Here is a 24,767-nt window from a genome sequence, read left to right as displayed (position 1 = left end):
GCAGCGATTGATCTGGCCCAACCAAGCAAATATCTTGGCGCCAAATCAGGGGGGAAGCATGAACGGATATGTTTTGGCCATCGACCAGGGCACGACTTCGAGTCGCGCCATCGTCTTCGATCACAATCGCCACGTGGTCGGTAAAAGCCAGCAGGAATTCACCCAAATCTACCCGCAGTCGGGCTGGGTCGAGCATGATCCCGACGAAATCTGGCAGTCGGTGCTCAGCACATGCGAAGTCGCCATCGAAAATGCCCGGATTCAGGCCGGCGATGTCGCCGCCATCGGCATAACCAACCAGCGCGAGACAGTTATCGTCTGGGATCGGACGACCGGCAAACCGATCCATAACGCCATCGTCTGGCAGGACCGCCGGACGGCGTCATTGTGCCAGAAGCTGAAGAAGCAAGGGCTGGAGAAGACGTTCACGCGCAAGACCGGGCTGCTGCTCGACCCCTATTTTTCCGGCACCAAGCTCGCCTGGCTGCTCGACAAGGTACCCGGTGCCCGCAAGCGCGCGGCCAATGGCGAGCTGTTGTTCGGCACCATCGACAGTTTCCTCATCTGGCGCTTGACCGGCGGCAAGGTGCACGCGACCGACGCCACCAATGCGTCGCGCACGCTGCTCTTCAATATCGCGAGCAATGCGTGGGATGACGAGCTTCTTGATATTCTGCGCATTCCGCGCGCGATGCTCCCGGAGGTGAAGGACTGCGCCGCCAATTACGGCGCTGCCGAAGCCTCGCTGCTCGGCGCGGCGATTCCGATACTCGGCGTTGCCGGCGATCAGCACGCGGCGACCATTGGCCAGGCCTGTTTCGAACCCGGCATGTTCAAATCGACCTTCGGAACCGGCTGCTTTGCCCTGCTCAACACCGGAAGCGATATGGTCCTTTCGAAGAACCGGCTGTTGACGACGATCGCCTACCGCCTCAACGGCAAGACCACCTATGCGCTCGAAGGCTCGATCTTCATTGCCGGCGCGGCCGTCCAGTGGTTGCGTGACGGCCTCAAGATCATCGGCTCGGCGCCGGAGACCGGCAAACTAGCCGATCAGGCCGATCCGAGCCAGGACGTCTATCTCGTGCCGGCCTTCGTCGGGCTCGGCGCACCGCATTGGGACGCGGAAGCGCGCGGCGCGATCTATGGCCTCACCCGCAACAGCGGCCCGGCCGAGTTTGCCCGCGCGGCGCTTGAATCCGTCGCGTACCAGACGCGCGATCTCCTCGACGCCATGCGCAAGGACTGGAAGGCATCGGACAAGAAGACGGTGCTGCGCGTCGATGGCGGCATGGTCGCTTCGGACTGGACCATGCAGAGACTTGCCGACATCCTGGATGCGCCCGTGGACCGGCCGGTAATCCTCGAAACAACAGCGCTTGGAGCCGCATGGCTCGCAGGGTCGAAAGCAGGCATCTGGCCCAACCGGCGCGATTTCGCCAAGACCTGGGAACGCGAGACGCAGTTCACGCCGAAGATGGACGAGAAGACCCGCAAGGCGAAGATCGCCGGCTGGAAAACAGCCGTCAAGCGGACCTTGAGCCAGTAACCAGTCATTGATGCTTGCGCGATGCAAAACCGCGCAAAACATCGATCAATTGCCCATGATCAGATCGAACAGGGTTGTCTTGCGCCCCTTGCCGCCACTGACACTGCCGGGCGGCACGGGATGGGTCGATCCAGTCTGATCGCCAAGGTCGGCTGGCGGCATCTGGCCTGCCGGATCGAGCTGGGCCGACGGCACGCCCTCGGCAGCGGGAACGCTGTCGCCTGATCCGGGAAGAACGTCATTGCCCTCGATGACCTGCTGATGCAGCTGATAATCGCCGGGAAGCTGCGCCACCGGCACGCCCTTATGCGCGGCGACCATGAAATCTTTCCAAGCGATGGCGGGCAGCGAACCGCCGGTGATCTTCTTGGTCGGCTTGCCGTCATCATTGCCGAACCATACGCCGGTGGTCAGGTTTGACGTATAGCCGATGAACCAGGCATCGCGAAAATTCTGGCTTGTGCCGGTCTTGCCCGCCGCCGGCCAGCCGAACTTCGCCTTGGTGGCGGTTCCGCTGTCAACGGTCTGGCGCAGCATGGCATTCATCATGCCGACATTGCGCTCCTCGATAACGCGAGACGGCTGCGGACGCTTGAACTCGTAGAGCACCTTGCCCTCGTTGGTCGTCACGCGGCGGATGATGTGGATCGGCGCCTTGTAGCCGCCATTGGCAAAGGGCACGAAGGAATCGGTGAGTTCGAGGAGGGTCACTTCGGACGTGCCGAGCGCGAGCGATGCATTGGCGGTAAGGTTCGATTCAATGCCGAGCCGATGCGCCGTCGACACAACCGTGCTCGGTCCAACTTCCATGACAAGCTGCGCCGATACCGAGTTCAGCGAGCGCGCCAGGGCTTCCGCAAGCGTCACCTTGCCGAAATACTTGCCGTTGAAGTTGCCTGGGGTCCAGTTGCCGATGCGGATTGGCGCGTCGTTGCGCACCGATTCCGGTGTGAATCCCTGCTCCAGGGCGGAGAGGTAAACGAAGGGCTTGAAGGCCGAGCCCGGCTGCCGCTTGGCCTCGCTGGCGCGGTCGAACTGGCTGTTGGCGTAGTCATAGCCGCCGATCAGCGCACGCACGGCGCCGGTGCCGTCGATCGACACCATCGCGCCCTGCGAAACATTGAGCTTTTCGCCGTTCTTGCTGATGAGGTCGCGTATCGACGCTTCGCCGAGCTTCTGCAACCCGAGATCGACCGTCGTATCGACAATGACATCGCTGCGCACGTCGCCGATCAGGCCCGGCAATTCCTCCATGACGCGATCAGCGACATATTGCTCCGAGCCGCTCCAATAGGAGGCGGCCCGGGTGGCCGGCTGCTTCATGGCAAAATTGAGCTCCTTGTCGCCGATCATGCCCTGTTCGCGCATGGCCGCGAGCACGAGTTGCGACCGCTCGCGGGCGGCTTTCGGGTCACGCGCCGGCGAAAGGCGTGACGGCGCCTTGAGGAGCCCGGCGATGAGCGCCGCCTCCTGCAGCGTCACCTCCTTGGCGGATTTGTTGAAATAGCGCCGGGACGCGGCCGCGACGCCATAGGAACCCGAGCCCAGATAGACCCGGTTCAAATACATTTCGAGGATTTGATCCTTGGTGTATTTGCGCTCCAGCCACAGCGCGAGCAGCACTTCCTGTACCTTGCGCTCGATGGTCCGGTCGGGCGTCAGGAACAGGTTCTTGGCAAGCTGCTGGGTAATGGTCGAGCCGCCCTGCACAAGCCGTCCGGAAATCAGATTGGTTGCCATCGCGCGGGCAAACCCGATCGGATCGACGCCGAAATGCGAATAGAACCGCCGGTCCTCGATGGCGACGACGGCCTCGGGAATATAGGGCGACATATCGTGCAGGCTGATGGCCTCGCCGCCGGAAGCGCCGCGATTGGCAATGAGATCGCCCTCAACCGAAACGATTTTCACGTTTGGCGGACGATCCGGGATGGCCCAGGTCGTCGTCTGCGGCATCTTCGCGGCAAAATAGATGACAGTGCCGGCAAGGCTGATACCGCCCCACAGGCAAAGAACCATCGACCAGTAGACCATACGGCGCAGGAGGCCGATGAAGCCGCCGCCACCTCCGCTACGACGCGTCTTGCGCCGCCTGGATGCGGCGGGCTTGCGCGTCGTCTTGCGTTTTGCCACTGGCCTGTCCTCCGGATCTGCGCGCAAATCGTCGCCCGAACGGCGATCCGAACCAAAGCGCGGTTCGATACGTTGCTTGCCCGTGCCGCGTGCCATGAATGAGTAGTCTCGCCCCGTATGCGTTCGAAGAATGATCCCGCGACCCGTTGCAGGGTAAATGCGGCGATTTAAGGTGCGGTTAAATTGTGCGTGATGTGGGAAAATCGCAGCCACGGGGTGGTTGAGAATGCTGTGGGCGATCGTTACGGTCGGGAAAGCATCACTCGGAGCATACACATGCGTCTTTTCATTCTGGCCGCACTTGGCATCCTGTTGAGCGGCTGTGGCGGCGGGGCTATCGAACGGCTGAACCCCAGGCCCGACGCGGAAGCGCAATACCGTCTTGGCGGTTGCCAGCTGCGCGGGCATGGCGTGTGCAAGGACCTGCCGCAATAGCGCCGAGGGCGCTCTAGAGAGAGCTTATGACTTGGGATCAAAGCCCCGCAGACCCTCTTCGCGATTTCCAAATAATGCCACGCGTAAAATATTATCTTGCGGCCCTTGAAAAGATTTGGGCCCGGTTCTATTTTAATTCTTGCGTAACGAGTGGTTCTCCTCCCATTTTTCGCTCGTTGCGTGTTCCCCTCTGGACGCATTAGCGTTCACAATTCGCCGGGCTCTTAGCCCGGCTCTTTTGTTTTTGGGGCTTGTTTGCAATCAGCTTCTGCTCATCACCTGAATTTTATTTCGATTTTTGTTTTTTCCTATATGTAGGTGCCAGTTGGCTCGGGAAGAACATTCATGAATACTGTTAAAAAGACGCGCGTCGATTGGGTCGATATTGCCAAGGGCATCTGCATAATCTTCGTTGTGATGATGCATTCGGTGCTCGGCGTCGAGAACGAGGCGGGCGCGCGCGGCTGGATGCATGCGGTTGTCGCCTTTGCCCAGCCCTTCCGCATGCCGGACTTTTTCATGATCTCCGGTCTTTTCCTCGGCCTTGTCATCGATCGCCCGTGGTTGCGCTATGCCGACCGCAAAATCGTGCATTTTGCCTATTTCTACGTGCTCTGGCTGACGATCCAGTTCCTGTTCAAGGCGCCGGGTATCGTTGCGGAAAGCGGCGGCGACGGCGCGATCTCCGCGTATCTCCTGTCCTTCATCCAGCCATTTGGAACCTTGTGGTTCATCTATCTGCTGCCATTATTCTTCGTCGTGACGCGCCTTATCAGACACGTGAATGTCTGGGTCGTGCTTATCATTGCCGCCGCTCTGGAGACGCTGCCGATTCACACCGGATGGCTGGTCATCGATGAATTCTGCAGCCGCTACGTCTATTTCTTTGCAGGCTACGCCTTCGCGCCTGTCATCTTCCATCTTGCTGCCTGGCTGCGGGAGCGTCCGGCAACGGCGCTCGGCGTGCTCGGCGTCTGGGCGCTCGTCAATGGCTGGCTCGTCTTTCACCCGGCAACGCAACCGTTCGCAGCGTGGATCCCGGAAGAATCCTATACGTCCGGCGGCCTTGGCGGCTGGAGCAGCGTGCCGATAATCTCGCTCGCCGCCGGCTTTGCCGGAGCGCTTGCCATCGTATCGGTTTCGGCACTGCTCGCCAGATTGGGCGCTTCGCAAGCCTGGCTGGTCAAACCGCTACGCTGGCTCGGCGCGCACTCGATCGTCGTTTACCTCGCCTTCTTCCTGCCGATGGCGCTTGCCCGCACGATCCTGTTGAAGCTTGACATCATCACCGATATCGGCACGATTTCGCTCCTCACCGTGATTTGCGGCGTGATCGGCCCGGTCATCCTCTATGGATTGATCCAGTGGACTGGCTACGGGCAATTCCTGTTCAAGCGGCCGCAATGGGCCCATATCGACCGCGCCCCCGCCCCACGTGAGGCGATGGCTTCGGCCGAATAGGTAAAAGCTGCGAACAGCTTTTATTCAGCTGTGGGCGAAAATATCCTGCTCATCCCAACCCATGAGGTCGAGCTTGGCGCGGGTCGGCAGGAATTCGAAGCAGGCCGCCGCCTCTTCCGCCCGCCCGTCGCGCACGAGACGCTGCTGCAGGATGGTGCGCAACCGATGCAGGTAAAGAACATCGGACGCAGCATATTCCAATTGGGCCTGCGACAAATCCGGCGCCGCCCAATCGGACGATTGCTGCTGTTTTGACAGGTTGACCTCGAGCAGTTCGCTGCACAGGTCCTTGAGGCCGTGCCGATCCGTATAGGTGCGCGACAGCCGCGATGCGATCTTGGTGCAGTATACGGGTTTTGGCATCACGCCGAAGGTGTGGAACAACACCGCAAGATCAAACCGTCCGTAGTGGAAAATCTTGGTAATGGCATCGTCGCCCAGAATCTTGACAAGATTCGGCGCCGTCTTCTGGTCCCGGTCGATCTGGATGACGTCGGCCGACCCGTCCCCGGGTGATATCTGCACGACACACAGGCGGTCGCGATGCGGATTGAGGCCCAGCGTCTCCGTATCTATGCCAACCGCATCGACCTGGTAGCGGCTGAGATCGGGAAGGTCGTTGCGGTGGAAGCGAATTGTCATCGGCCTGTCTCTTTCAATTAGCGGGCCAGCGCATCGAGGATGCGCGCCCAGGACCTCTGTCCCTTGTGGAACGAGGTGAGTTCGTATTTTTCGTTGGGGGAGTGAATTCGGTCATCCTCCAGGCCGTAGCCAACGAGCAGGGAATCCATGCCCAGCATGCGCTGGAAATCGCCGACGATCGGGATGGATCCCCCCATGGCGATGAGCACAGCCGGCTTCGGCCATTCGTCGCTCAACGCATTCTTCGCCTTGGTCAAAAGCGGTGATTCATAGGCAAGCTGGATCGCCGGCGAGCCGCCATGTTCGTGGAACTCCACCTTGCAGTCAGCGGGAATCCGCTCGCGGACAAAAGCGCGGAAGGCCTCGCGGATCTTCGCCGGATCCTGCTTGTGAACGAGGCGGAACGACACCTTCGCCGACGCTTCCGCCGCAATCACGGTCTTGAAGCCGGCACCGGTATAGCCACCGGTAATGCCGTTGATTTCGGCCGTCGGGCGCGCCCATACGAGTTCGAGGACCGAGCGGCCCTTTTCGCCGGAAGGGATCGAAAGACCGACCGGTCCGAGGAAGTTTTCCGGCGTGGTGCCAAGACCTTTCCACATCTGCAGGATCTGCGTCGGTGTTTCTTCGACGCCGTCATAAAAGCCGGGGACAGTCACCGCGCCGTTCTCATCGTGCAGATCGGCGAGAGCCTTCGCAAGAATGTGAATCGGATTGGCGGCGACGCCGCCGAACATGCCGGAGTGGAGATCACGATCAGCCGCCTTGACGGTGATGTTTTCGCCGACGAGGCCGCGCAGCCCAACTGAGATGGCCGGCGTTTCCACGTTCCACATGCCGGTGTCGCAGACCAGCGCGAAATCCGCCTTGAGCTCATCCTTGTGGGCCGTCAGGAACGGCTTCAGCGAAGGCGAGCCGGATTCTTCCTCGCCTTCGAAGAGGATCGACACCCTTACCGGCAGTTGGCCGTGCACTTGCTTGTAAGCGCGGCATGCCTCGACGAAGGTCATCAACTGGCCCTTGTCGTCGGACGTGCCGCGGCCCGTCAGTATCTTGCGGCCATTGCCGGCATCCTTGATCGCCGGGTCAAAGGGATCGTTTTCCCAAAGCTCCAACGGATCGACGGGCTGCACATCGTAGTGGCCGTAAAACAGCACGTGGGGCGCATCAGCGTCTGGACCATCGTGATGCGCGACGACCATCGGGTGCCCCGGCGTATCGCGCACGCTCGCGTCAAAGCCTATGGATTTGAGGTCGGCGACGAGCCACTCCGCCGCCTTGCGGCATTCATCCTTGTAGGCCGGATCCGTAGAGATCGACTTGATCCGCAACAGGTCGAAAAGCCGCTCCAGGCTGTTGTCGAGATTGTTATCAAGTGCGTTCAAGACGGGTTCGAGAGCTGGCATGGCATTTCCTGATTATCTGTGGACCGGGACTCGTAGAGGGAGCTCTTATTAGCGCATTTTATCAGGAGGGGCAGAAAAAACTGGCCATCCAGAAGGCCAAAAAGAAATGGTCGCCGTGGCGGGGGGACCACAGGCGACCAGATCACTACACTCATTTGCGGTCAACCCTGGAGAGGGGGATGAGGTTGGCCCGCAGTCCGGGGTCAGGCGGGGGACGAGCCTTAAATCCGGACATCGATCTAACGTCGACACCCTGAATTTGGGAGGCAAACCGTGGCAATTCAAGGGCACGGAAGATTACATCTTTGTAACAAACGCGTGATGGTCTGGTGAGCCGCCTCAGGCCCCGCTGGATGCCCTTGCTGGCTGTGGGAAGAACCGCACTCCTGTCAGGATGCGTCAGGTGCCTCCGGATCTTTCGTTGAAAGAAATCGCCATGTCATTCCATTTTCGAGGATCATCATTTAATCCTATCGCCCATGAAAAAAGGTGATCATCTCTTCCTCGTCGACGGCTCCGGCTACATCTTCCGGGCCTATCATGCTCTCCCTCCCCTGACGCGCAAATCCGACGGCCTTCCCGTTGGCGCGGTAGCGGGCTTCTGCAACATGTTGTGGAAGCTGTTGCGCGAGGCGCGCGACACGTCGGTGCGCGATACCCCGACACATTTTGCCGTCATCTTCGACTATTCCTCGGACACCTTCCGCAAGGAGATTTATCCGGAATACAAGGCCAATCGTTCGGCGCCGCCGGAGGACCTCATTCCGCAATTCGGTCTCATCCGCCAGGCGACCAAGGCCTTCAACCTGCCCTGCATCGAAATGAACGGCTACGAGGCCGATGACCTCATCGCCACCTATGCGCGCATGGCCGAGGAAGCCGGCGCCGAAGTCACCATCATTTCCTCGGACAAGGATCTGATGCAACTCGTGACGCCGAACGTGTCCATGTATGACAGCATGAAGGACAAGCAGATCGGCATCCCGGACGTCATCGAAAAGTGGGGCGTGCCACCGGAGAAAATGATCGACCTCCAGGCGCTGACCGGCGATTCGACCGACAATGTGCCGGGCATACCCGGCATTGGGCCAAAGACGGCCGCGCAACTGCTGGAAGAGTTCGGCGATCTCGATACGCTTTTGGCGCGCGCTGGGGACATCAAGCAGCAGAAGCGCCGCGAAAACATCATCGAGCACGCCGAGCAGGCGCGCATTTCGCGCCAGCTCGTCACGCTGAAAAAGGACACGCCCGTCGAGGTCGGGATCGAGGAATTCGGCCTCGAGCCGCAGGACGGAAAGAAACTCATCGCTTTCCTCAAGGCGATGGAATTCAACGCGCTGACGCGCCGCGCCGCGGAAGCGACCGGCGTAGACGCCAGCGCGATTGCCCCCGCTCAATTGAAAATCGAAGCGGTTGCCGAAGCCCATGGCCCGGATCTCGACGTCGAGGCTGGAGATTTCGAGCCTGTGGAGATCAAGTCGCCGTCGGCGGCATCGCCCACGGCGCGGTCGGGTACGGAGAATTTCACGGCAACGCCGGCTGACCTGGTCAAGTCGCGCACCGACGAGGCGCTTGCGGCGCGCTTCGACAGGAGCGCCTATGTTACCATCCGCGATGTCGCCACCTTGCAGGTCTGGATCGACGAGGCCATGACCTCCGGCATCATCGCCTTCGATACGGAAACGAATTCACCTGATCCCATGCAGGCCGATGTCGTGGGCATTTCATTGGCCACACGTCCGGGCCGTGCTGCCTATATACCGATCAACCATAAATCAGGCGACGGCGATCTTCTTGGCGGCGGACTGGTCGAGCGGCAGATACCCGAGCAGGAGGTGTTTGCCAGGCTGAAGCCACTCCTCGAAGACCGTTCTGTTCTGAAGATCGCGCATGGGATGAAGTATGAATGGCTGATAATGCATCGCCATGGCATCGACCTTCACCCGCTCGACGACACGATGCTTATTTCCTACGTGCTCGACGCCGGCGAGGGCAGCCATTCGATGGATGCGCTGTGCGATCGCTGGCTCGGTCACAAGCCCATGGCATACAAGGAGTTGATCGGCTCTGGTAAGTCATCGGTTACATTCGACAAGGTGCCTATCGAGCGCGCCGCCGAATATGCAGGCGAGGATGCCGATGTCACCTTAAGGCTATGGCGTCTTTTGAAGCCGCGCCTTGCGGCCGACAGCATCGCTTCGGTCTACGAACGTCTGGAGCGGCCGCTCATTCCCGTGCTTGCACGCATGGAAGAGCGCGGCATTTCGGTCGACCGGCAAATCCTTTCCCGCCTCTCCGGCGATTTTGCCCAGACGGCCGCAGCGATCGAGGACGATATCTACAAGCTCGCAGGCGAGCGGATCAATATCGGCTCGCCCAAGCAGATGGGCGATATCCTCTTCGGCAAGATGGGCCTTCCAGGCGGAACCAAGACCAAGACCGGCCAATGGTCGACAACGGCGCAATTGCTCGAGGAACTGGCTGCAGAAGGCCACGAACTCCCCCGCAAGATCGTCGATTGGCGCCAGCTGACGAAACTCAAATCGACCTATACGGACGCCCTCCCCGGTTATATCCATCCGCGCACCAAGCGCGTCCACACATCCTATGCGCTCGCCGCGACATCGACAGGCCGTCTCTCCTCATCCGAGCCGAACCTGCAGAATATTCCGGTGCGGACGGCTGAAGGTCGCAAGATCCGCACCGCCTTCATTGCAGAGCCCGGCAACAAGCTGATTTCGGCCGACTACAGCCAGATCGAATTGCGCGTGCTCGCACATGTTGCGGAGATTCCGCAGCTTACCCAGGCCTTTGCGGATGGCATCGACATCCACGCAATGACCGCTTCGGAAATGTTCGGCGTTCCGGTCAAGGACATGCCGGCGGAAGTGCGCCGCCGCGCCAAGGCGATCAATTTCGGCATCATCTACGGCATTTCCGCGTTTGGTCTTGCCAACCAGTTGTCGATCCCGCGCGAGGAAGCCGGCCAATATATCCGCACCTATTTCGAGCGATTTCCCGGAATCAGGGACTATATGGAGTCGACCAAGGCCTTTGCCCGCCAATACGGCTATGTGGAGACGATCTTCGGACGCCGCGCGCATTATCCCGAAATCCGCTCGTCGAATCCGCAGCACCGCGCCTTCAACGAGCGCGCCGCTATCAATGCACCGATACAAGGATCGGCTGCCGATATCATCCGCCGCGCCATGGTGCGGATGGAATCCGCCCTTGACGAAGCCAAGCTTTCAGCGCGGATGCTGCTGCAGGTGCACGACGAACTGATCTTCGAAACCGCGGAAGCGGAGGTCGAGGCGACGATACCGGTGATCCGCGACGTGATGGAGAACGCGGCAATGCCTGCCGTCTCGCTGTCCGTGCCGCTCAAGGTCGATGCGCGGGCGGCGCACAATTGGGATGAAGCGCATTAGAGCGCTGCCTGCCTAAAGCGAATCAAGTACGCGCCGCTGCGCGTGCATTTCAAGGAAGATGCGATAGTCACGGTCGAAACGCCGGCGGGCATCTGGATTTGGTTGCCGTTCGCGGCCGCCTTGCTTCATGGCGAGGCACGCCGACGGCAGATCCGGGTAAAGGCCAGCCGCCGTGGCGGCGACCATCGCAGTGCCAAGCAGCACCGCATCCTCGGCAGCCGATGTCACGACCGTGCAACCGGTGGCATCTGCGTATAGCTCCATGAGCAGCGGGTTCTTGATGTGGCCGCCGGTGACATGCATCGTGTCGATCGCATAGCCCTTGTCGTTCAGCGCATCGAGGATATGGCGCACTCCAAGGGCGATTGCGACGCAGGTGCGCCAGTACAGCCGGCAAAGACTGTCGAAGGAGGTGTCGAGCGTCAGGCCGCTGATGACGCCCACCGCATGCGGATCGGCAAGCGGCGAACGATTTCCATGGAAGTCCGGGAGCACGTGCAAGCGTCCCGCAAGATCCAGGCCTTCGCCGGCGCGCAGTTCCATGACACGGTCCGTTATTTTCTTGTGAAGCGCGGCATTCGGCTCGCCGACGGCGCCATGCCAGCGGATCATGTGGTCGAGCAGCGCGCCCGCGACGGATTGGCCGCCCTCGCTCAGCCAGCAATCCGGCAAGGCGACGCCGTAATAGGGGCCCCATCCGCCGCTGAAGGAGATCGGCTCCGGCGACAGCGCCATAAGGCAACTCGAGGTCCCGGCAATCAGCGCCAGGTGGCGGTCGATCTGCGACAGGTCGCCGGCGAACCCGGCAAGAACACCAAGCGCGCCCGCGTAAGCATCGATCAACCCCGCCCCAACGTGACATTGCGTCGTCAGTCCGAGCGCATCGGCGGCATGTTGCGTCAAGCCGCCGACATCGGTCCCGACGGGACTCGCGCGCTTCGGCAGGCTGCCGCGCTCGAGCATGTCGGCAATACCCATGGCCTCGAAAAAGTCCGGCTGCCAGCCCGGCTCCTCATGTGCCAGATAGGCCCACTTGCAGGTCAGCGTACATTGGGAACGGGCGAGCGAGCCTGTTGCCTTCCAGGTCAGATAGTCGGCAAGGTCGAAAAAGTAGCCAGCTTTCTTCCATGTTTCCGGAAGGTGCCGCTTAAGCCACATCAGCTTCGGCGTCTCCATCTCCGGCGACATGACGCCGCCCAGATGCTCCAGCACCTTGTGACGGCTTGCGGTGCATTCATCAGCCTCCGCGAGCGCCCTGTGATCGAGCCAGACGATCGTATCCCAGCGGTTTTCGCCCGATGTCGATACCGTGAGCGGAGCGCCGTCCGCGTTGCGGACCACAAGCGAGCAGGTTGCGTCGAAGCTTATGCCGGCGACATCCGAGCGACTGACACCCGATTGCACGATGGCGCCCTGGACGGCGATGCAAACGGACTTCCAGATGTCTTCCGAATCGTGCTCGGCATGGTCGCCAACAGGCCGGTTCATCAGGATCGGATGTTCGACACGCCCGAGCAGATTGCCCTTTACGTCAAGAATACCCGCGCGGGCGCTTCCGGTACCAACATCGACCGCACAGACGAATTTCGGCATCAACGAACTTTCGGTGTGGCTTCCTGCGAGGCGAGCAAGCCGGGCAATTGCAACATGTCGTTGAATATACGGTCTGGGCCGAGAGACGCAAGTGCCGCCTCCAGCCGGCCCCCGCGTGAGTGTGTGCCGCCGGTGAAGGCGAAGACCCGCATTCCGGCGCTTTTTGCCGCCTCGATGCCGGCGGGACTGTCTTCCACCACCACGCAATCTTCCGGATCAGCGTTCATGGTGCGTGCGGCGAGGAGAAAGAGGTCGGGCGCAGGCTTGCCATTCTTCACCATGGTAGCGCTGAAAATATGGGGGTCAAGCAGATCGATCAGCCCGGTCAGTTGCAGCGACAGGCGGATCCGATCGGGCTGGCTCGACGACGCGACGCAACGCGGTATGTCGAGCACCCGCAACGTATCGGCTATCCCGGGGATCGGCTTGAGGTCACGTTTGAATCGCGCGAAGAGATTTGCCCGCATCTCATCGAGATCGGCATCGCTTGCGGCAAAGCCGTAATCCTCGTGCAGGATCTTGCTAATCGTCGTCATGCTGCGCCCGAGGAAGCGATCATAAGCATCGTCCTCGGACAATGCCGTCCCACTCTTGGCTATCATATCGAGCAGGACCGCGATGGAAATGGGCTCGCTGTCGACGAGCACTCCATCGCAATCGAAGATGACGAGTGCGGGCTTGCCCATCTCAGAGCTTGCCCTGGAGATAGAGCGTCAGCGTCTCGCGCGTGCCCTTGTCCCAGAGTGTGCGCAGGTGGCGGGTAAAGGTTTCAACGAAAATCGGAGCGGTCCCGACCTCGCCGAAAATGTCGCTCATTGCGAGGAACGCCTTGGGGTCGTCCTTTGCCTTGAGCGCCTCTACCTTCAGCCGCTCGGCGCTGGCATCGAGATAATTCGTCGGCTTTCCCGTGTCAGTGGTACCCGCGCAAAAGCGGCACCAGAGCGCTGAAACCAGCGCAAGCCCGGTGATGCTTTTGCCGGCCCTCAACCGGTCGGCGGTGGTCGGCAGGATGAATTTCGGTTGCCGGTTGGAACCATCCTGGCAAAGGCGTTGGATCGTGTCGCCGATCTTGGGATTGGAGAAGCGCCGGACGATCAGGTCGAAATACTCGTCGAACGGCATGCCGGGTACCGGCGGCAGGACGGGAATGATCTCATCGCGCTCGAGCTTGGTGAGGAAATCACGGATCAGTGGCTCCTCCATGGCTTCGTGAACGAAATGAATGTCCATCAACGCGGCCGGATAGGCGATTGCCGCGTGACCGCCATTGAGGATGCGGATTTTCATGAGCTCATACGGCGCGACATCCTTGACGAAGGTAACCCCGACCTTTTCGAGTGCCGGGCGGCCGGTGGGGAAGTGATCTTCGAGCACCCATTGCTTGAACGGCTCACAGAATACCGGCCAATTATCCTCCACGCCGAAATCCGTCGCCAGCATCTGGCGCTCGCGGTCGGTCGTTGCCGGCGTGATGCGGTCGACCATGCTGTTCGGGAAAGCCACATTGTCCTTGACCCACTTCGCAAGGCCCGGATCGATCAGAGCTGCAAGTCCGCTCACCGCATCGCTGGTCACATGACCGTTGCCCGGAATATTGTCACAGGACATGACTGTGAATGGCTCGGTGCCCTCGTCGCGGCGACGCATCAACCCGGCAAGAATAAGGCCGAAGACAGTCTTGGGGCTCTTGATATTCGCCGCATCCGCCACGATCGCGGGATGTTTGGGATTGAACACGCCCGAGGCCGGATCGATGAAATAGCCGCCTTCGGTGATCGTCATCGACACGATGCGGATTATCGGGTCCGCAAGGCGCGAAATCGTAGCTTCCGTGTCAGCCGGTTCAAGATAGTCGATCATCGATGCCGTGATATGGGCGATGCGGTGGCCGCTATCCTGCTCGACAACGGTCGTCAGCCAATCCTGGTCGGAAAGCTTCTGGCGCATGGTTTCGTCTGAAGGAAGAACGCCCGCGCCGACGATGGCCCATTCGTGATCCGAACCGCCATTGAACAACTCGTCGAGATAGACCGCCTGGTGTGCGCGATGGAAATTGCCGATGCCGAAATGAACGATACCTGCCTTCAGATTGGCCTGGTCATAGCGTGGAACGCCGACATTCTGCGGCATCTGCTTGAGCGCTGCTTGCGAGAGTTTAACAGTCATCGGGCTTAACCCCTCTTCTTGTGTCATTTGAGCCGGCAAATCAGCGCCGGGAAAATCAGCTCATCCAGTTACCGCCATCGACATTGTAGGTCTGGGCAACGATGTAATCGCTCTCGCTGCTGGCAAGAAATATCGCCATTCCTGTCAGATCGTCGGCAGTGCCCATGCGCCCATAGGGCACCGCTTCACCAACGAGCTTCTTTTTTTCGCCGCGCGGGCGGTTTTCATATTTTGCGAACAGAGCATCGACACCGTCCCAATGCTCGCCGTCGACAACGCCGGGCGCAATGGCGTTCACATTGATGCCATGCTCGATAAGGTTGAGCCCGGCAGACTGCGTCAGGCTGATCACCGCAGCCTTTGTCGCACAGTAGATCGCAACGAGCGGCTCGCCGCGTCGGCCCGCCTGGCTCGCCATGTTGATGATCTTGCCGCCCTTGCCGCGTGCGATCATCGCCCTGGCGACAGCCTGCAAGGTAAACAGCGTGCCGGCAAAATTGACGGCAAACAGCTTGTCATAGCTTTGGCGCGTTATGTCGACGATCGGGGCCAGGTCGAAAAGCGCGGCGTTGTTGATAAGCACGTCGATCCCGCCAAACTTGTCGACGGCTTCCTTGACGGCGGCATCGATCGAAGCCTGGTCGGTTACGTCGAGGCGAACGGCATGGGCACGTTCACCAAGCTCGCTTGCCGTCTGCCGGGCCCGGTCGAGATCGATATCGGCAATCACCACATGAGCCGCGCCCTCGCGCAGATAGGCCTCGGCGAATGATCGCCCGATGCCGCGGGCCGACCCGGTGATGAATGCTGTCTTTCCTTGCAGTCTGTTCATTGGATATGCTCTTGGTTACTGGATGGCCTGTCCGTTCGCATCGAAGCGATGGACGCGACGCTCCTCAGGCGTGATGAAGACTTTCTGCCCGTGCTCGACCGGAAAATCGCCGTCGGTCCGCACCGTAATCTTGCCGATCCCGTCGGACTGAACATGAATCAAGGTGTCGGAGCCGAGATGCTCGGTGACGCCGACAGTACCCGGCCATGTGCCTTCGCTCGTCGAGATACGCATATGTTCGGGACGTATGCCCACCGTCGCGGCATTAAGCGTGGCGGCATGGGCGCCTTCGATGAAGTTCATGCGCGGCGAGCCGATGAAACCGGCGACGAACAGATTGCGCGGATTCCGGTAGAGTTCGAGCGGCGACCCCACCTGCTCGATCCGGCCGGCATTGAGCACCACGATCTTGTCGGCCATGGTCATCGCCTCGATCTGGTCATGCGTCACATAGATCATCGTCGTCTTCAGCTGATGATGCAGGTCGCTGATTTCGAGGCGCATGTTACCGCGCAATGCAGCGTCGAGGTTCGACAGAGGTTCGTCAAAAAGGAACGCCTTGGGCTGGCGCACGATCGCGCGGCCGATGGCGACGCGCTGGCGCTGACCGCCCGAGAGTTGGCCTGGCCGGCGATCGAGATAGTTGGTGAGGTTAAGAATGTTCGCCGCGTCGCGCACCTTCTTGTCGATAGCGGCCTTGTCCTGCCCATCCATCTTGAGTGGAAAGGCGATGTTGCCGTAAACGCTCATATGCGGGTAAAGCGCATAGGACTGGAACACCATGGATAGCCCGCGCTTGGCCGGAGCTTCGTTGGACATGTCCTTGCCGTCGATGATGATCCGCCCGCCGCTCAAGTCTTCGAGGCCGGCGATCATGCGCAGCAACGTGGACTTTCCGCAGCCTGACGGCCCGACGAAGACGACAAACTCGCCATCATTGATATCCAGGTCGATTTCCGGAATGACCGATGTCGTTCCAAACGACTTCGATACTTTCTGCAGTGTGATGCTTCCCATCATGTCCTCCCTGAAATCTTATTTCACCGCGCCGAATGTCAGGCCGCGTACCAATTGCTTTTGCGAGAACCAGCCCATGATCAGAATGGGGGCGATCGCCATTGTGGATGCAGCCGACAGCTTGGCCCAGAACAAGCCTTCGGGACTGGAGTAGGACGCAATGAATGCTGTAAGCGGCGCAGCATTCGCGGCGGAGAGATTGAGGGTCCAGAACGCCTCGTTCCATGCGAGAATGATATTGAGCAGCATGGTCGAGGCAATGCCGGGCACCGCCATGGGTGTCAGCACATAGACGATTTCCTTCATAAGCGATGCGCCGTCCATCCGCGCCGCCTCAAGGATCTCGCCGGGGATTTCCTTGAAATAAGTGTAGAGCATCCACACGATGATCGGCAGGTTGATCATGGTCAGGACCGCAACAAGACCAAGCCGCGTATCGAGCAGGCCCCAATCGCGGAAGATCAGGTAGAGCGGCACCAGAACGCCGACCGGCGGCATCATCTTCGTGGACAGCATCCACATCAGGACGTCCTTGGTACGCTTTGTTGGCGAAAACGCCATGGCCCAGGCGGCCGGTATGGCGAGCGCGAGGCCGATCAGGGTCGAACCCACCGATATCACGATCGAATTGGTCACATGCTTCATATAATTGGAGCGCGCCTGCACCTCGTGATAGTTCTCGAGCGTCCAGTCGAAGAACAGGAACTGCGGGGGCGTTGCAATGGCGGTGCCCTCGGTCTTGAAGCTTGTCAGGAACGTCCACAGGATCGGGAAGAAGATCAGAAGTCCGATCGCCCAGCCAAGAAAGGAGAAGGTCAGTTTGCGGCGTGTCGAGATTGCTCTGGCCATGATCTTACCTCTCGAGGTTCTTGCCGATGAGGCGAATGAGGAAGAAGGCGACGATATTGGCGAGGATCACCGCGACGATACCGCCTGCCGAGGCGCCGCCGACGTCGAACTGCAGCAGTGCCTGCGCGTAGATCAGGTAGGTGATGTTCATCGTCTGGATGCCCGGTCCGCCATTGGTCGTGACGAGGATTTCGGCAAAGACGCTCAAAAGGAAGATCGTCTGGATGAGGATCACCACGGTGATCGCACGCGACATGTGCGGCAGTACCAGATAGAAGAAGCGCGACAAGGCGCCGGCGCCATCCATTTCAGCCGCTTCGATCTGCTCGCCATCCAGTGATTGCAGTGCGGTCAGAAGGATAAGCGTCGCAAACGGCAGCCACTGCCAGGCGACGATGAGAATGATCGAAAATAGCGGGACTTCAGCGAACCAGTCGATCGGCTGAAAGCCGAACGATCGAGCGATCCAGGCAAAGAGCCCGTTCACCGGATGCATCAGCATGTTCTTCCACACGAGCGCCGAGACGGTCGGCATGACGAAGAACGGCGCGATGACGAGAAGCCGCACGATGCCCTGGCCGAAAAACGGCTGATCGAGCACCAATGCGAGAAGGATCCCGCCGATAACCGTGATGAGGAGCGTGCCACCGACAAGGGTGAGCGTATTTCCGAGCGCCGTGAAGAATGAGGGGTCGGTCAGAAAGTATTTGTAATTGAGGAAACCGACGAATTCCTCAGTTCCCGGCATGAGAAGATTGTAGCGCAGGAACGAGAAATACAGCGTCATGACGAGCGGCACGATCATCCAGAGAAACAGAAGGATGACAGCCGGTGACATCATGATACGGGCAGTTGCGCGCGTCTGGTGCGTGGCCATGGTCAGGTTCCGATGCGTTTGCCGTTACGATAAGCAAAGGAGGCTCGGGCGGCCCGCCGACATTTGCGTCAGCGAACCGTCCGAGGCCAGGAGGATCCCTATTTGATATAGCCGCCCTTGGTCATTTCGCGGGTGGTGAGCTGCTGGGCGCTCGTCAGTGCCTGATCGACCTTGACGGAGCCGGCAAGCGCTGCCGAGAACTGCTGGCCCACGGCCGTACCGATGCCCTGGAATTCAGGGATGGCTACGAACTGGCCGCCCGTATAGGGCACAGGCTTGACGGTCGGCTTGCTGGTATTTGCCGCATTCATCGCGTCGAGTGTGATCTTGGCAAAGGGCGCCGCCTTTTCATATTCCGGGTTGGCATAGAGCGACTTGCGCGTGCCCGGGGGAACGTTGGCCCAGCCTTCCTTGCTGGCGACGAGCTCCGTATAGGCCTTGTCGGTCGCCCAGGAGACGAACTTCTGCGCGGCTTCCGCTTTCTGGGTGCCGGCAGGAATGCCGAGATTCCAGGCCCAGAGCCAGTTGCCGTGATTGTCCGGCCCCGCATCACCGGTGGGGAACAGCGCATAACCTACCTTGTCGGCAACCTTCGAGTCCTTCGGATTGGTCACGAAGGACGCAGCAACCGTGGCGTCGATCCAGATACCGCACTTGCCGGTCTGGAACAGTGCAAGGTTTTCGTTAAAGCCGTTCGACGATGCTCCGGGAGGTCCGGCTTCCTTCATCAGGTCGACGTAGAAGGTAAGCGCCTTCTTCCATTCCGGCTGATCGAACTGCGGCTGCCACTTTTCGTCAAACCAGCGCGCACCGAAGGAATTGGCCATGGCGGTCAAAAGCGCCATGTTCTCGCCCCAGCCGGCCTTGCCGCGCAGGCAGATGCCGTAAGTCTCGGTGGACTTGTCCGTCATCTTCTTGGCGGCTTCGGCGATCTGGTCCCAGGTCGGCTTTTCAGGAATCGTGACGCCCGCCTTTTCGGCGAGATCCTTTCGGTACATGACCATGGCGCTCTCGCCATAGAACGGCGAGGCATAGAGTTTGCCGTCGACCGAGACAGCATCGCTGATGGCAGGCAAAAGGTCGGACTTGTCGTAGGCATCGCCAAGACCCTCGAGCGGCAGGAGCCAGCCCTGCTTGGCCCAGATCGGCGTTTCATAGGTGCCGATGGTCATGATGTCATACTGGCCGCCCTTGGTGGCGATGTCGGTGGTAACACGCTGACGAAGGACGTTCTCCTCGAGTGTTACCCATTCGAGCTTGATATCCGGATTTTTCGTCAAAAAGTCATCGGTCAATTTCTGCATGCGCACCATGTCGGCATTGTTGACGGTGGCGATGGTCAGCGTGGTTTCCGCGTGCGCGAAACTCGCCATGGCGAGCACCGATGCAGCGCCGAGCAGAAGCGTTCTCGTTAACATCTCATTCCTCCCGAATGTTATGAGCATTTGCTAGCTTGTTGAGCAAATACTCACACAACGGCAAAACAAGTCAAGCGCAATTCGTCGCTGCGTTGCAACATAAGACCAAGCAGAGTGATATTTACTTTTCGCCGAGAAGCATTTCCGCCGTTTGCTCATCGGTAATCAAGCCGTTGATAAGCCTGCCTTTTATGGCCGCGGAAATCCCTTGCATCTTGCGCGCGCCCATAGCCGTGGCGATTACCATGGCGGTCTCGCAAGAAGGTATCGGCGCGCTGGCCACGCGCTCGTTCGTCAGCCCTGCAATGGGCGATCCATTACGGTCGAAAGCGCGGCCGATGATCTCGCAGACGCCTCCAGCGCGGCGCAGGGCGTCGAGTTCCTCGCGCGAAATGAAGCCGTCGACAAAAAGCGGCGCCTCGTCGCCAAGATCACCGATGCCAAGAAACGCGACGTTGGCCATGGCGGCAAGTTCCAGCACGGGACGGATCATCGCCTGCGCATGCAGAAGTTCGCGCTCCTCCGGGGAAGAGGCAATGACCGGGAGCGGCATTGGGAAGGACCGCGCCTTGATCTTGTCGGCAATATTGAAAATGACGTTGTAATAGGCGGCCGAGCCATCCGGCGAAATATTACCGGTCAGTGAGACCACCTTGTGTTGCGGGCATTCGATCGGCGACAGCTGCTCGATCGCCGCCTTGAGCGTGCGCCCGGTGCCGATGCCGAGCACGATCGGGGTTTCTGATTTCAGCCAGCGCGTCATTTCGGCTGCGGCCGCATCGGCGACACCGAGTGTCGTCGAGGTCGAGCCCGGATCGGTCGGCACAACCTCCGTCATCTTCAGGCCGAAACGCTCGCGCAGTTGCGCGGCGAGGTCGAGGCAGCGCGCGATCGGATGGTCAAGCCTTACCTTTACGAGACCTTCCGAGACGGCGAGCGAGACCATGCGCTGCGCCGACTGGCGCGAAATGCCGAGCTTGGCTGCGATCTCATCCTGCGTATTGCCGGCCACATAATAGAGCCAGCCGGCACGGGCCGCATCGTCGAGCCGCGTTGTGGTAACCTCCGGCTTACTCATTGGCTGCCCCGCCCTTAAGCTCCTCGCTTTGCTCGGGGGCCTGGTGATGCCCATCTGAGTGACCGAGATCACGCTCGGGCCAGACAATGTCGCGCACGCGCTGCTTCAGGACTTTTGCCTCGGGAAAGCCGCCATCGCGCTTGCGCTCCCAGATGCATTTGCCATCGACCTGGATCTCGAAAATGCCACCGGTTCCTGGAACAAGCGCCACCTCACCAAGATCGGCGCCGAAGGTCGACAGGAGTTCCTGTGCCATCCAGGCGGAACGCAGGAGCCAGTTGCACTGAGTACAATATTGAATGGTGATGCGTGGTTTTGACGTCATGCTTCTTTAGATATCACTTTCCTTTCCTATTGGAAGCAGCAGCATGAAAAGGGGCACCCGATGGGGCGGGTTCGCTTATCGGTGCCTCCCCTCGCCAGCGCGTCCACCCACACGTAATCCCCGCCCGCAATTCCCAACTGTTCTTCCCGCCACCTCCTGACAGGAGGTTGTCAGGAGGCCTGCGCTATATTTCAGTTCAAAGATACCACGAGCGGGAGGGAACGATGATGGACGCGAGGCCCGAGACAATCGGCAGTGCCGCTGATTTCGATTTCCTCATCGGCGACTGGAGCATCCGCAATCAGCGGCTCAAGCATCGTTTTGTCGGCTCGGATGAGTGGGATGAGTTCCCGGCGACATCGCGCGTCCGCAAGCTCTTGCAGGACACCGCCAATATCGACGAGATGGATATTCCGGAGAAGGGCTTTGCCGGCCTGACGCTGCGCCTCTTCAACCCGCGCGATGGTTCCTGGTCGCTGCATTGGGCCGACAGCCGCAGTAATTGCCTGTTTCCGCCGGTCATCGGCCATTTCGATGGCGGCAAGGGTATCTTTTACGGTGACGACACGGATGACGGCGTGCCGGTTCGCGTCCGCTTCCTTTGGACCCCATCCCCCGAAAAGCCGCTGTGGGCTCAGGCCTTTTCCGCGGATGGCGGCGAGACCTGGGAAACCAACTGGCTGATGGAATTCACAAAGCGCGGCTGAACCGAGCCGCGTTTACGCCGAGCCTGACCGAAGTCGCGGACATCCTCCCAAGCCCGCACTTCGGCCGGCTTGGTGTAGAACCTCAACTGCCGCTCACCTGCTCTTCCTGTTCCACCGTCAGCGGCTTGATGCCGGGTGTCGGAGGTTCGGGGCGGTCGCCTTGGATGACCGGCGCGGGCGGTGGGGCAACGTTATTTACCGTCGTACAGGCGGAAAGCGCGGCGAAGATGAGCCCAACCGCTGCGACATGGCGGGCTTGCCGTAGCGCCGTTCCGAAATTGCCGCTGGCGCTGTCGCTCACCTTGCTCAGTTGTCGCTCATCTTCAGCGCCTGGATGAACGCTTCCTGCGGAATCTCCACCTTGCCGAACTGGCGCATGCGCTTCTTGCCTTCCTTCTGCTTTTCCAGAAGCTTGCGCTTGCGCGTCACGTCGCCGCCATAGCACTTGGCTGTCACGTCCTTACGCAGCGCCGAGATGGTCTCGCGCGCGATGACCGTGCCGCCGATAGCCGCCTGAATCGGGATCTTGAACATGTGCTTTGGGATGAGATCCTTCAGCTTCTCGCAAAGGTCGCGGCCGCGCTTTTCTGCCGCTGAACGGTGCACCATCATCGACAGCGCATCGACCGGCTCGGCGTTGACGAGCACCGACATTTTGACGAGATTGCCCTCGCGATAGTCAGACAGGTGATAATCGAACGAGGCATAGCCCTTGGAGATCGATTTCAGGCGATCGTAGAAGTCGAACACCACTTCGTTGAGCGGCAGGTCATAGGTGACCATGGCGCGCTTGCCGACATAGTTCAGATCGATCTGGATGCCGCGCCGGTCCTGGCACACCTTGAGGATCGCCCCGAGATAATCATCCGGCGTCAGGATCGTTGCGCGGATCCACGGCTCCTCGATCGAGGCGATCTTCATCACTTCCGGCATATCGGCGGGATTGTGCAGTTCACGCTGCGTGCCGTCGGTCATGTTGAGCTTGTAGACGACGCTCGGCGCCGTGGCGATGAGATCGAGATTGAACTCGCGCTCCAGCCGCTCCTGGATGATTTCGAGGTGGAGCAGCCCGAGGAAACCGCAGCGGAAGCCGAAACCGAGCGCTGCCGAGCTTTCCATTTCGAAGGAGAACGAAGCGTCGTTGAGGCGCAGCTTGCCCATGGCGGCGCGCAAATCCTCGAAATCCGCCGCATCGACCGGGAAGAGGCCGCAGAAGACGACCGGCTGCGCCGGCTTGAAGCCGGGCAGGATCTCGGCGGTCGGGCGCTTGTCCTCGGTGATCGTATCGCCGACGCGCGTATCGGCGACTTCCTTGATCGAAGCGGTGATGAAGCCGAATTCGCCGGGGCCGAGCTCATCGACAGCCAGCATCTTCGGCGTGAACACGCCGGTCCGCTCCACGGGATATCTGGCGTCCGTTCCCATCATGCGGATGGTCTGGCCCTTCTTCAGCACGCCGTCGATGATGCGCACGAGAACGATGACGCCGAGATAGGCGTCATACCAACTATCGACCAGCATCGCCTTCAGCGGCTTGTTGCGGTCGCCCTCGCGTGGCGGCGGCAGCTGGTTGACGATGGCTTCAAGCACATCCGGAATGCCAAGGCCGGTCTTGGCCGAGATCAGCACCGCCTGGCTTGCATCGATGCCGATGACTTCCTCGACCTGCTCGCGGATGCGCTCGGGCTCGGCGGCCGGCAGATCGACCTTGTTCAACACCACGACGATTTCGTGATTGTTGTCGATGGCCTGGTAGACATTGGCGAGCGTCTGCGCCTCGACGCCCTGGCTGGCATCGACGACGAGCAGCGAGCCCTCGCAGGCCGAAAGTGACCGCGACACCTCATAGGCGAAATCGACGTGGCCGGGCGTATCGATGAGGTTGAGGACGTAGTCCTCGCCGTTCTTTGCCTTGTAATTGAGGCGTACGGTCTGCGCCTTGATAGTAATGCCGCGCTCGCGCTCGATATCCATCGAGTCGAGCACCTGCTCCTTCATGTCGCGCAGATCGAGCCCGCCGGTCGATTGGATCAGGCGGTCGGCAAGAGTGGATTTGCCATGGTCGATATGGGCGACGATGGAGAAATTGCGAATGTGATCAAGTGGTGTGGTCATGAGCGCCACATAGAGCATTTCCCGCCGATTTGGAAGGGCGCGGCGGCAAGGCGGCATGGTTCAGCGCAGATAATTTTACCCGGGTATATTGACGACGCTATTTTACCCGGGTAAAAGAAGCCGTCGAACAAGGAAACAGTCATGGAAATTGCGCAAGAAACATACACAGCCTTCAAGGGCGTGGAGAAAATCGCCAGCGGGGCAGCGGCCGAAGTCGCGCTGAAGGCAAAGGGCGCAGGCAGCGACGGCGCCGCAGTCCTGATCTTCGAGGACTCCACGGGCCGGCAGGTAGACTTCGACCTCTCGGGGACTGAGGCGGAGACCGTCGCGCGGCTCGATCCCACCGCGCAGCGTGGACCCGGCCGGCCGAAGCTCGGCGTTACTGCCCGAGAAGTGACACTCCTGCCCCGGCAATGGGAATGGCTCGCACGCCAGCCCGGGGGCGCATCGGTTACGCTGCGCAAGCTCGTCGATGCCGCGCGCAACTCAACCTCGGCGCGCGAGCGCAAGCGGCAGGCGCAGGAAGCCGCCGACCGGTTCATGATGGCGATGGCCGGGGATCTTCCACACTATGAGGAGGCTGCGCGCGCGCTGTATGCAGCTGATTTTGCGCGGTTTAGCGAGCTCACCGAGGTCTGGGCTGAAGACATTCGCAACCATGCGCGACGGCTGGCCGAACCAGCGTTCGACTGGCCCGATGCCGCCGTGTAGTGGCAAAGGGGCGCCGGCGCCA

General features: G+C 60.3%; 21 protein-coding genes. 6 read left to right on the top strand and 15 right to left on the bottom strand.

Annotated elements, in window-relative coordinates:
- Positions 1 to 58: 58 nt before the first annotated feature.
- Positions 59 to 1,549 carry a glycerol kinase GlpK gene (glpK, locus tag AC1DNI_RS02450; protein ID WP_477690694.1) on the top strand — a complete coding sequence of 497 codons (1,491 nt, stop codon included), beginning with the start codon at positions 59 to 61 and terminating at the stop codon, positions 1,547 to 1,549.
- Positions 1,550 to 1,594: 45 nt separating this feature from the next.
- On the opposite strand, the gene AC1DNI_RS02445 is transcribed toward glpK, so the two are convergent.
- Entirely contained in the window at positions 1,595 to 3,778 is a 2,184-nt protein-coding gene (locus tag AC1DNI_RS02445) for a transglycosylase domain-containing protein (protein ID WP_477690693.1), read from the bottom strand.
- Between the two features lie 180 nt (positions 3,779 to 3,958).
- Here AC1DNI_RS02445 and AC1DNI_RS02440 point away from each other — a divergent pair, with 180 nt between their 5' ends.
- Together AC1DNI_RS02440 and AC1DNI_RS02435 are read left to right on the top strand one after the other, a co-directional pair.
- Entirely contained in the window at positions 3,959 to 4,117 is a 159-nt protein-coding gene (locus tag AC1DNI_RS02440; protein WP_477690692.1) for a hypothetical protein, read from the top strand.
- Positions 4,118 to 4,462: 345 nt separating this feature from the next.
- Positions 4,463 to 5,578 carry an acyltransferase family protein gene (locus tag AC1DNI_RS02435; RefSeq protein ID WP_477690691.1) on the top strand — a complete coding sequence of 372 codons (1,116 nt, stop codon included), beginning with the start codon at positions 4,463 to 4,465 and terminating at the stop codon, positions 5,576 to 5,578.
- Positions 5,579 to 5,602: 24 nt separating this feature from the next.
- On the opposite strand, the gene AC1DNI_RS02430 is transcribed toward AC1DNI_RS02435, so the two are convergent.
- Both AC1DNI_RS02430 and AC1DNI_RS02425 read right to left on the bottom strand, forming a co-directional pair.
- The gene (locus tag AC1DNI_RS02430) at positions 5,603 to 6,220 is read right to left on the bottom strand and encodes a ribonuclease D (protein ID WP_477690690.1); all 618 of its coding nucleotides are present in this window, start codon (positions 6,218 to 6,220) and stop codon (positions 5,603 to 5,605) included.
- Positions 6,221 to 6,237: 17 nt separating this feature from the next.
- Entirely contained in the window at positions 6,238 to 7,626 is a 1,389-nt protein-coding gene (locus tag AC1DNI_RS02425) for a M20/M25/M40 family metallo-hydrolase (RefSeq protein WP_477690689.1), read from the bottom strand.
- Between the two features lie 479 nt (positions 7,627 to 8,105).
- Here AC1DNI_RS02425 and polA point away from each other — a divergent pair, with 479 nt between their 5' ends.
- Positions 8,106 to 11,057 carry a DNA polymerase I gene (gene polA, locus AC1DNI_RS02420; RefSeq protein WP_477690688.1) on the top strand — a complete coding sequence of 984 codons (2,952 nt, stop codon included), beginning with the start codon at positions 8,106 to 8,108 and terminating at the stop codon, positions 11,055 to 11,057.
- Positions 11,058 to 11,069: 12 nt separating this feature from the next.
- Here the strand turns inward: polA and AC1DNI_RS02415 are convergent, their stop codons facing one another.
- The 10 genes from AC1DNI_RS02415 to AC1DNI_RS02370 all read right to left on the bottom strand — a co-directional run bounded on the left by AC1DNI_RS02415 (position 11,070) and on the right by AC1DNI_RS02370 (position 21,212).
- On the bottom strand, positions 11,070 to 12,653 hold the full coding sequence (locus tag AC1DNI_RS02415) for an FGGY-family carbohydrate kinase (RefSeq protein ID WP_477690687.1): 1,584 nt from the start codon (positions 12,651 to 12,653) through the stop codon (positions 11,070 to 11,072).
- Positions 12,650 to 13,336, bottom strand: coding sequence for an HAD family hydrolase (locus tag AC1DNI_RS02410; protein WP_477690686.1), 687 nt, complete (start codon positions 13,334 to 13,336; stop codon positions 12,650 to 12,652). Before AC1DNI_RS02410 ends, AC1DNI_RS02415 begins: the two co-directional genes overlap by 4 nt.
- Position 13,337: 1 nt before the next feature.
- Positions 13,338 to 14,816: a mannitol dehydrogenase family protein gene (locus AC1DNI_RS02405; protein WP_477690685.1), complete on the bottom strand. Its 1,479-nt coding sequence runs from the start codon at positions 14,814 to 14,816 to the stop codon at positions 13,338 to 13,340.
- Between the two features lie 55 nt (positions 14,817 to 14,871).
- The gene (locus tag AC1DNI_RS02400; RefSeq protein ID WP_091920346.1) at positions 14,872 to 15,648 is read right to left on the bottom strand and encodes an L-iditol 2-dehydrogenase; all 777 of its coding nucleotides are present in this window, start codon (positions 15,646 to 15,648) and stop codon (positions 14,872 to 14,874) included.
- 15 nt (positions 15,649 to 15,663) lie between these two features.
- The gene (locus AC1DNI_RS02395; RefSeq protein WP_477690684.1) at positions 15,664 to 16,665 is read right to left on the bottom strand and encodes an ABC transporter ATP-binding protein; all 1,002 of its coding nucleotides are present in this window, start codon (positions 16,663 to 16,665) and stop codon (positions 15,664 to 15,666) included.
- 18 nt (positions 16,666 to 16,683) lie between these two features.
- Positions 16,684 to 17,514, bottom strand: coding sequence for a carbohydrate ABC transporter permease (locus tag AC1DNI_RS02390; protein WP_477690683.1), 831 nt, complete (start codon positions 17,512 to 17,514; stop codon positions 16,684 to 16,686).
- Between the two features lie 4 nt (positions 17,515 to 17,518).
- On the bottom strand, positions 17,519 to 18,391 hold the full coding sequence (locus AC1DNI_RS02385; RefSeq protein WP_477690682.1) for a carbohydrate ABC transporter permease: 873 nt from the start codon (positions 18,389 to 18,391) through the stop codon (positions 17,519 to 17,521).
- Positions 18,392 to 18,489: 98 nt separating this feature from the next.
- A complete protein-coding gene (locus AC1DNI_RS02380) occupies positions 18,490 to 19,809 on the bottom strand; it encodes an ABC transporter substrate-binding protein (protein WP_477690681.1) in 1,320 nt (439 codons plus the stop codon).
- Between the two features lie 121 nt (positions 19,810 to 19,930).
- Positions 19,931 to 20,887 carry a sugar-binding transcriptional regulator gene (locus AC1DNI_RS02375; RefSeq protein WP_153666682.1) on the bottom strand — a complete coding sequence of 319 codons (957 nt, stop codon included), beginning with the start codon at positions 20,885 to 20,887 and terminating at the stop codon, positions 19,931 to 19,933.
- A complete protein-coding gene (locus AC1DNI_RS02370; protein WP_477690680.1) occupies positions 20,880 to 21,212 on the bottom strand; it encodes an Rdx family protein in 333 nt (110 codons plus the stop codon). The genes AC1DNI_RS02375 and AC1DNI_RS02370 overlap by 8 nt, the downstream gene beginning before the upstream one ends.
- Positions 21,213 to 21,436: 224 nt before the next feature.
- Between AC1DNI_RS02370 and AC1DNI_RS02365 the strand changes: the two genes are divergently transcribed.
- Positions 21,437 to 21,919, top strand: coding sequence for a hypothetical protein (locus AC1DNI_RS02365; RefSeq protein WP_477690679.1), 483 nt, complete (start codon positions 21,437 to 21,439; stop codon positions 21,917 to 21,919).
- Between the two features lie 82 nt (positions 21,920 to 22,001).
- Here AC1DNI_RS02365 and AC1DNI_RS02360 read toward each other — a convergent pair whose 3' ends face one another.
- Positions 22,002 to 22,220: a hypothetical protein gene (locus tag AC1DNI_RS02360; RefSeq protein ID WP_477690678.1), complete on the bottom strand. Its 219-nt coding sequence runs from the start codon at positions 22,218 to 22,220 to the stop codon at positions 22,002 to 22,004.
- Between the two features lie 5 nt (positions 22,221 to 22,225).
- On the bottom strand, positions 22,226 to 24,034 hold the full coding sequence (gene lepA / locus AC1DNI_RS02355) for a translation elongation factor 4 (protein ID WP_477690677.1): 1,809 nt from the start codon (positions 24,032 to 24,034) through the stop codon (positions 22,226 to 22,228).
- A 141-nt stretch (positions 24,035 to 24,175) separates the two neighbouring features.
- Between lepA and AC1DNI_RS02350 the strand changes: the two genes are divergently transcribed.
- Complete coding sequence (locus AC1DNI_RS02350) at positions 24,176 to 24,745, top strand: DUF2239 family protein (protein WP_477690676.1); 570 nt, start codon at positions 24,176 to 24,178, stop codon at positions 24,743 to 24,745.
- Positions 24,746 to 24,767 lie beyond the last annotated feature (22 nt).

It is taken from the genome of Phyllobacterium sp. 01N428 (assembly GCF_056399405.1).
The sequence above is the reverse complement of the archived record's forward strand: the minus strand, read 5'-3'. Positions and strand labels throughout refer to the sequence as shown.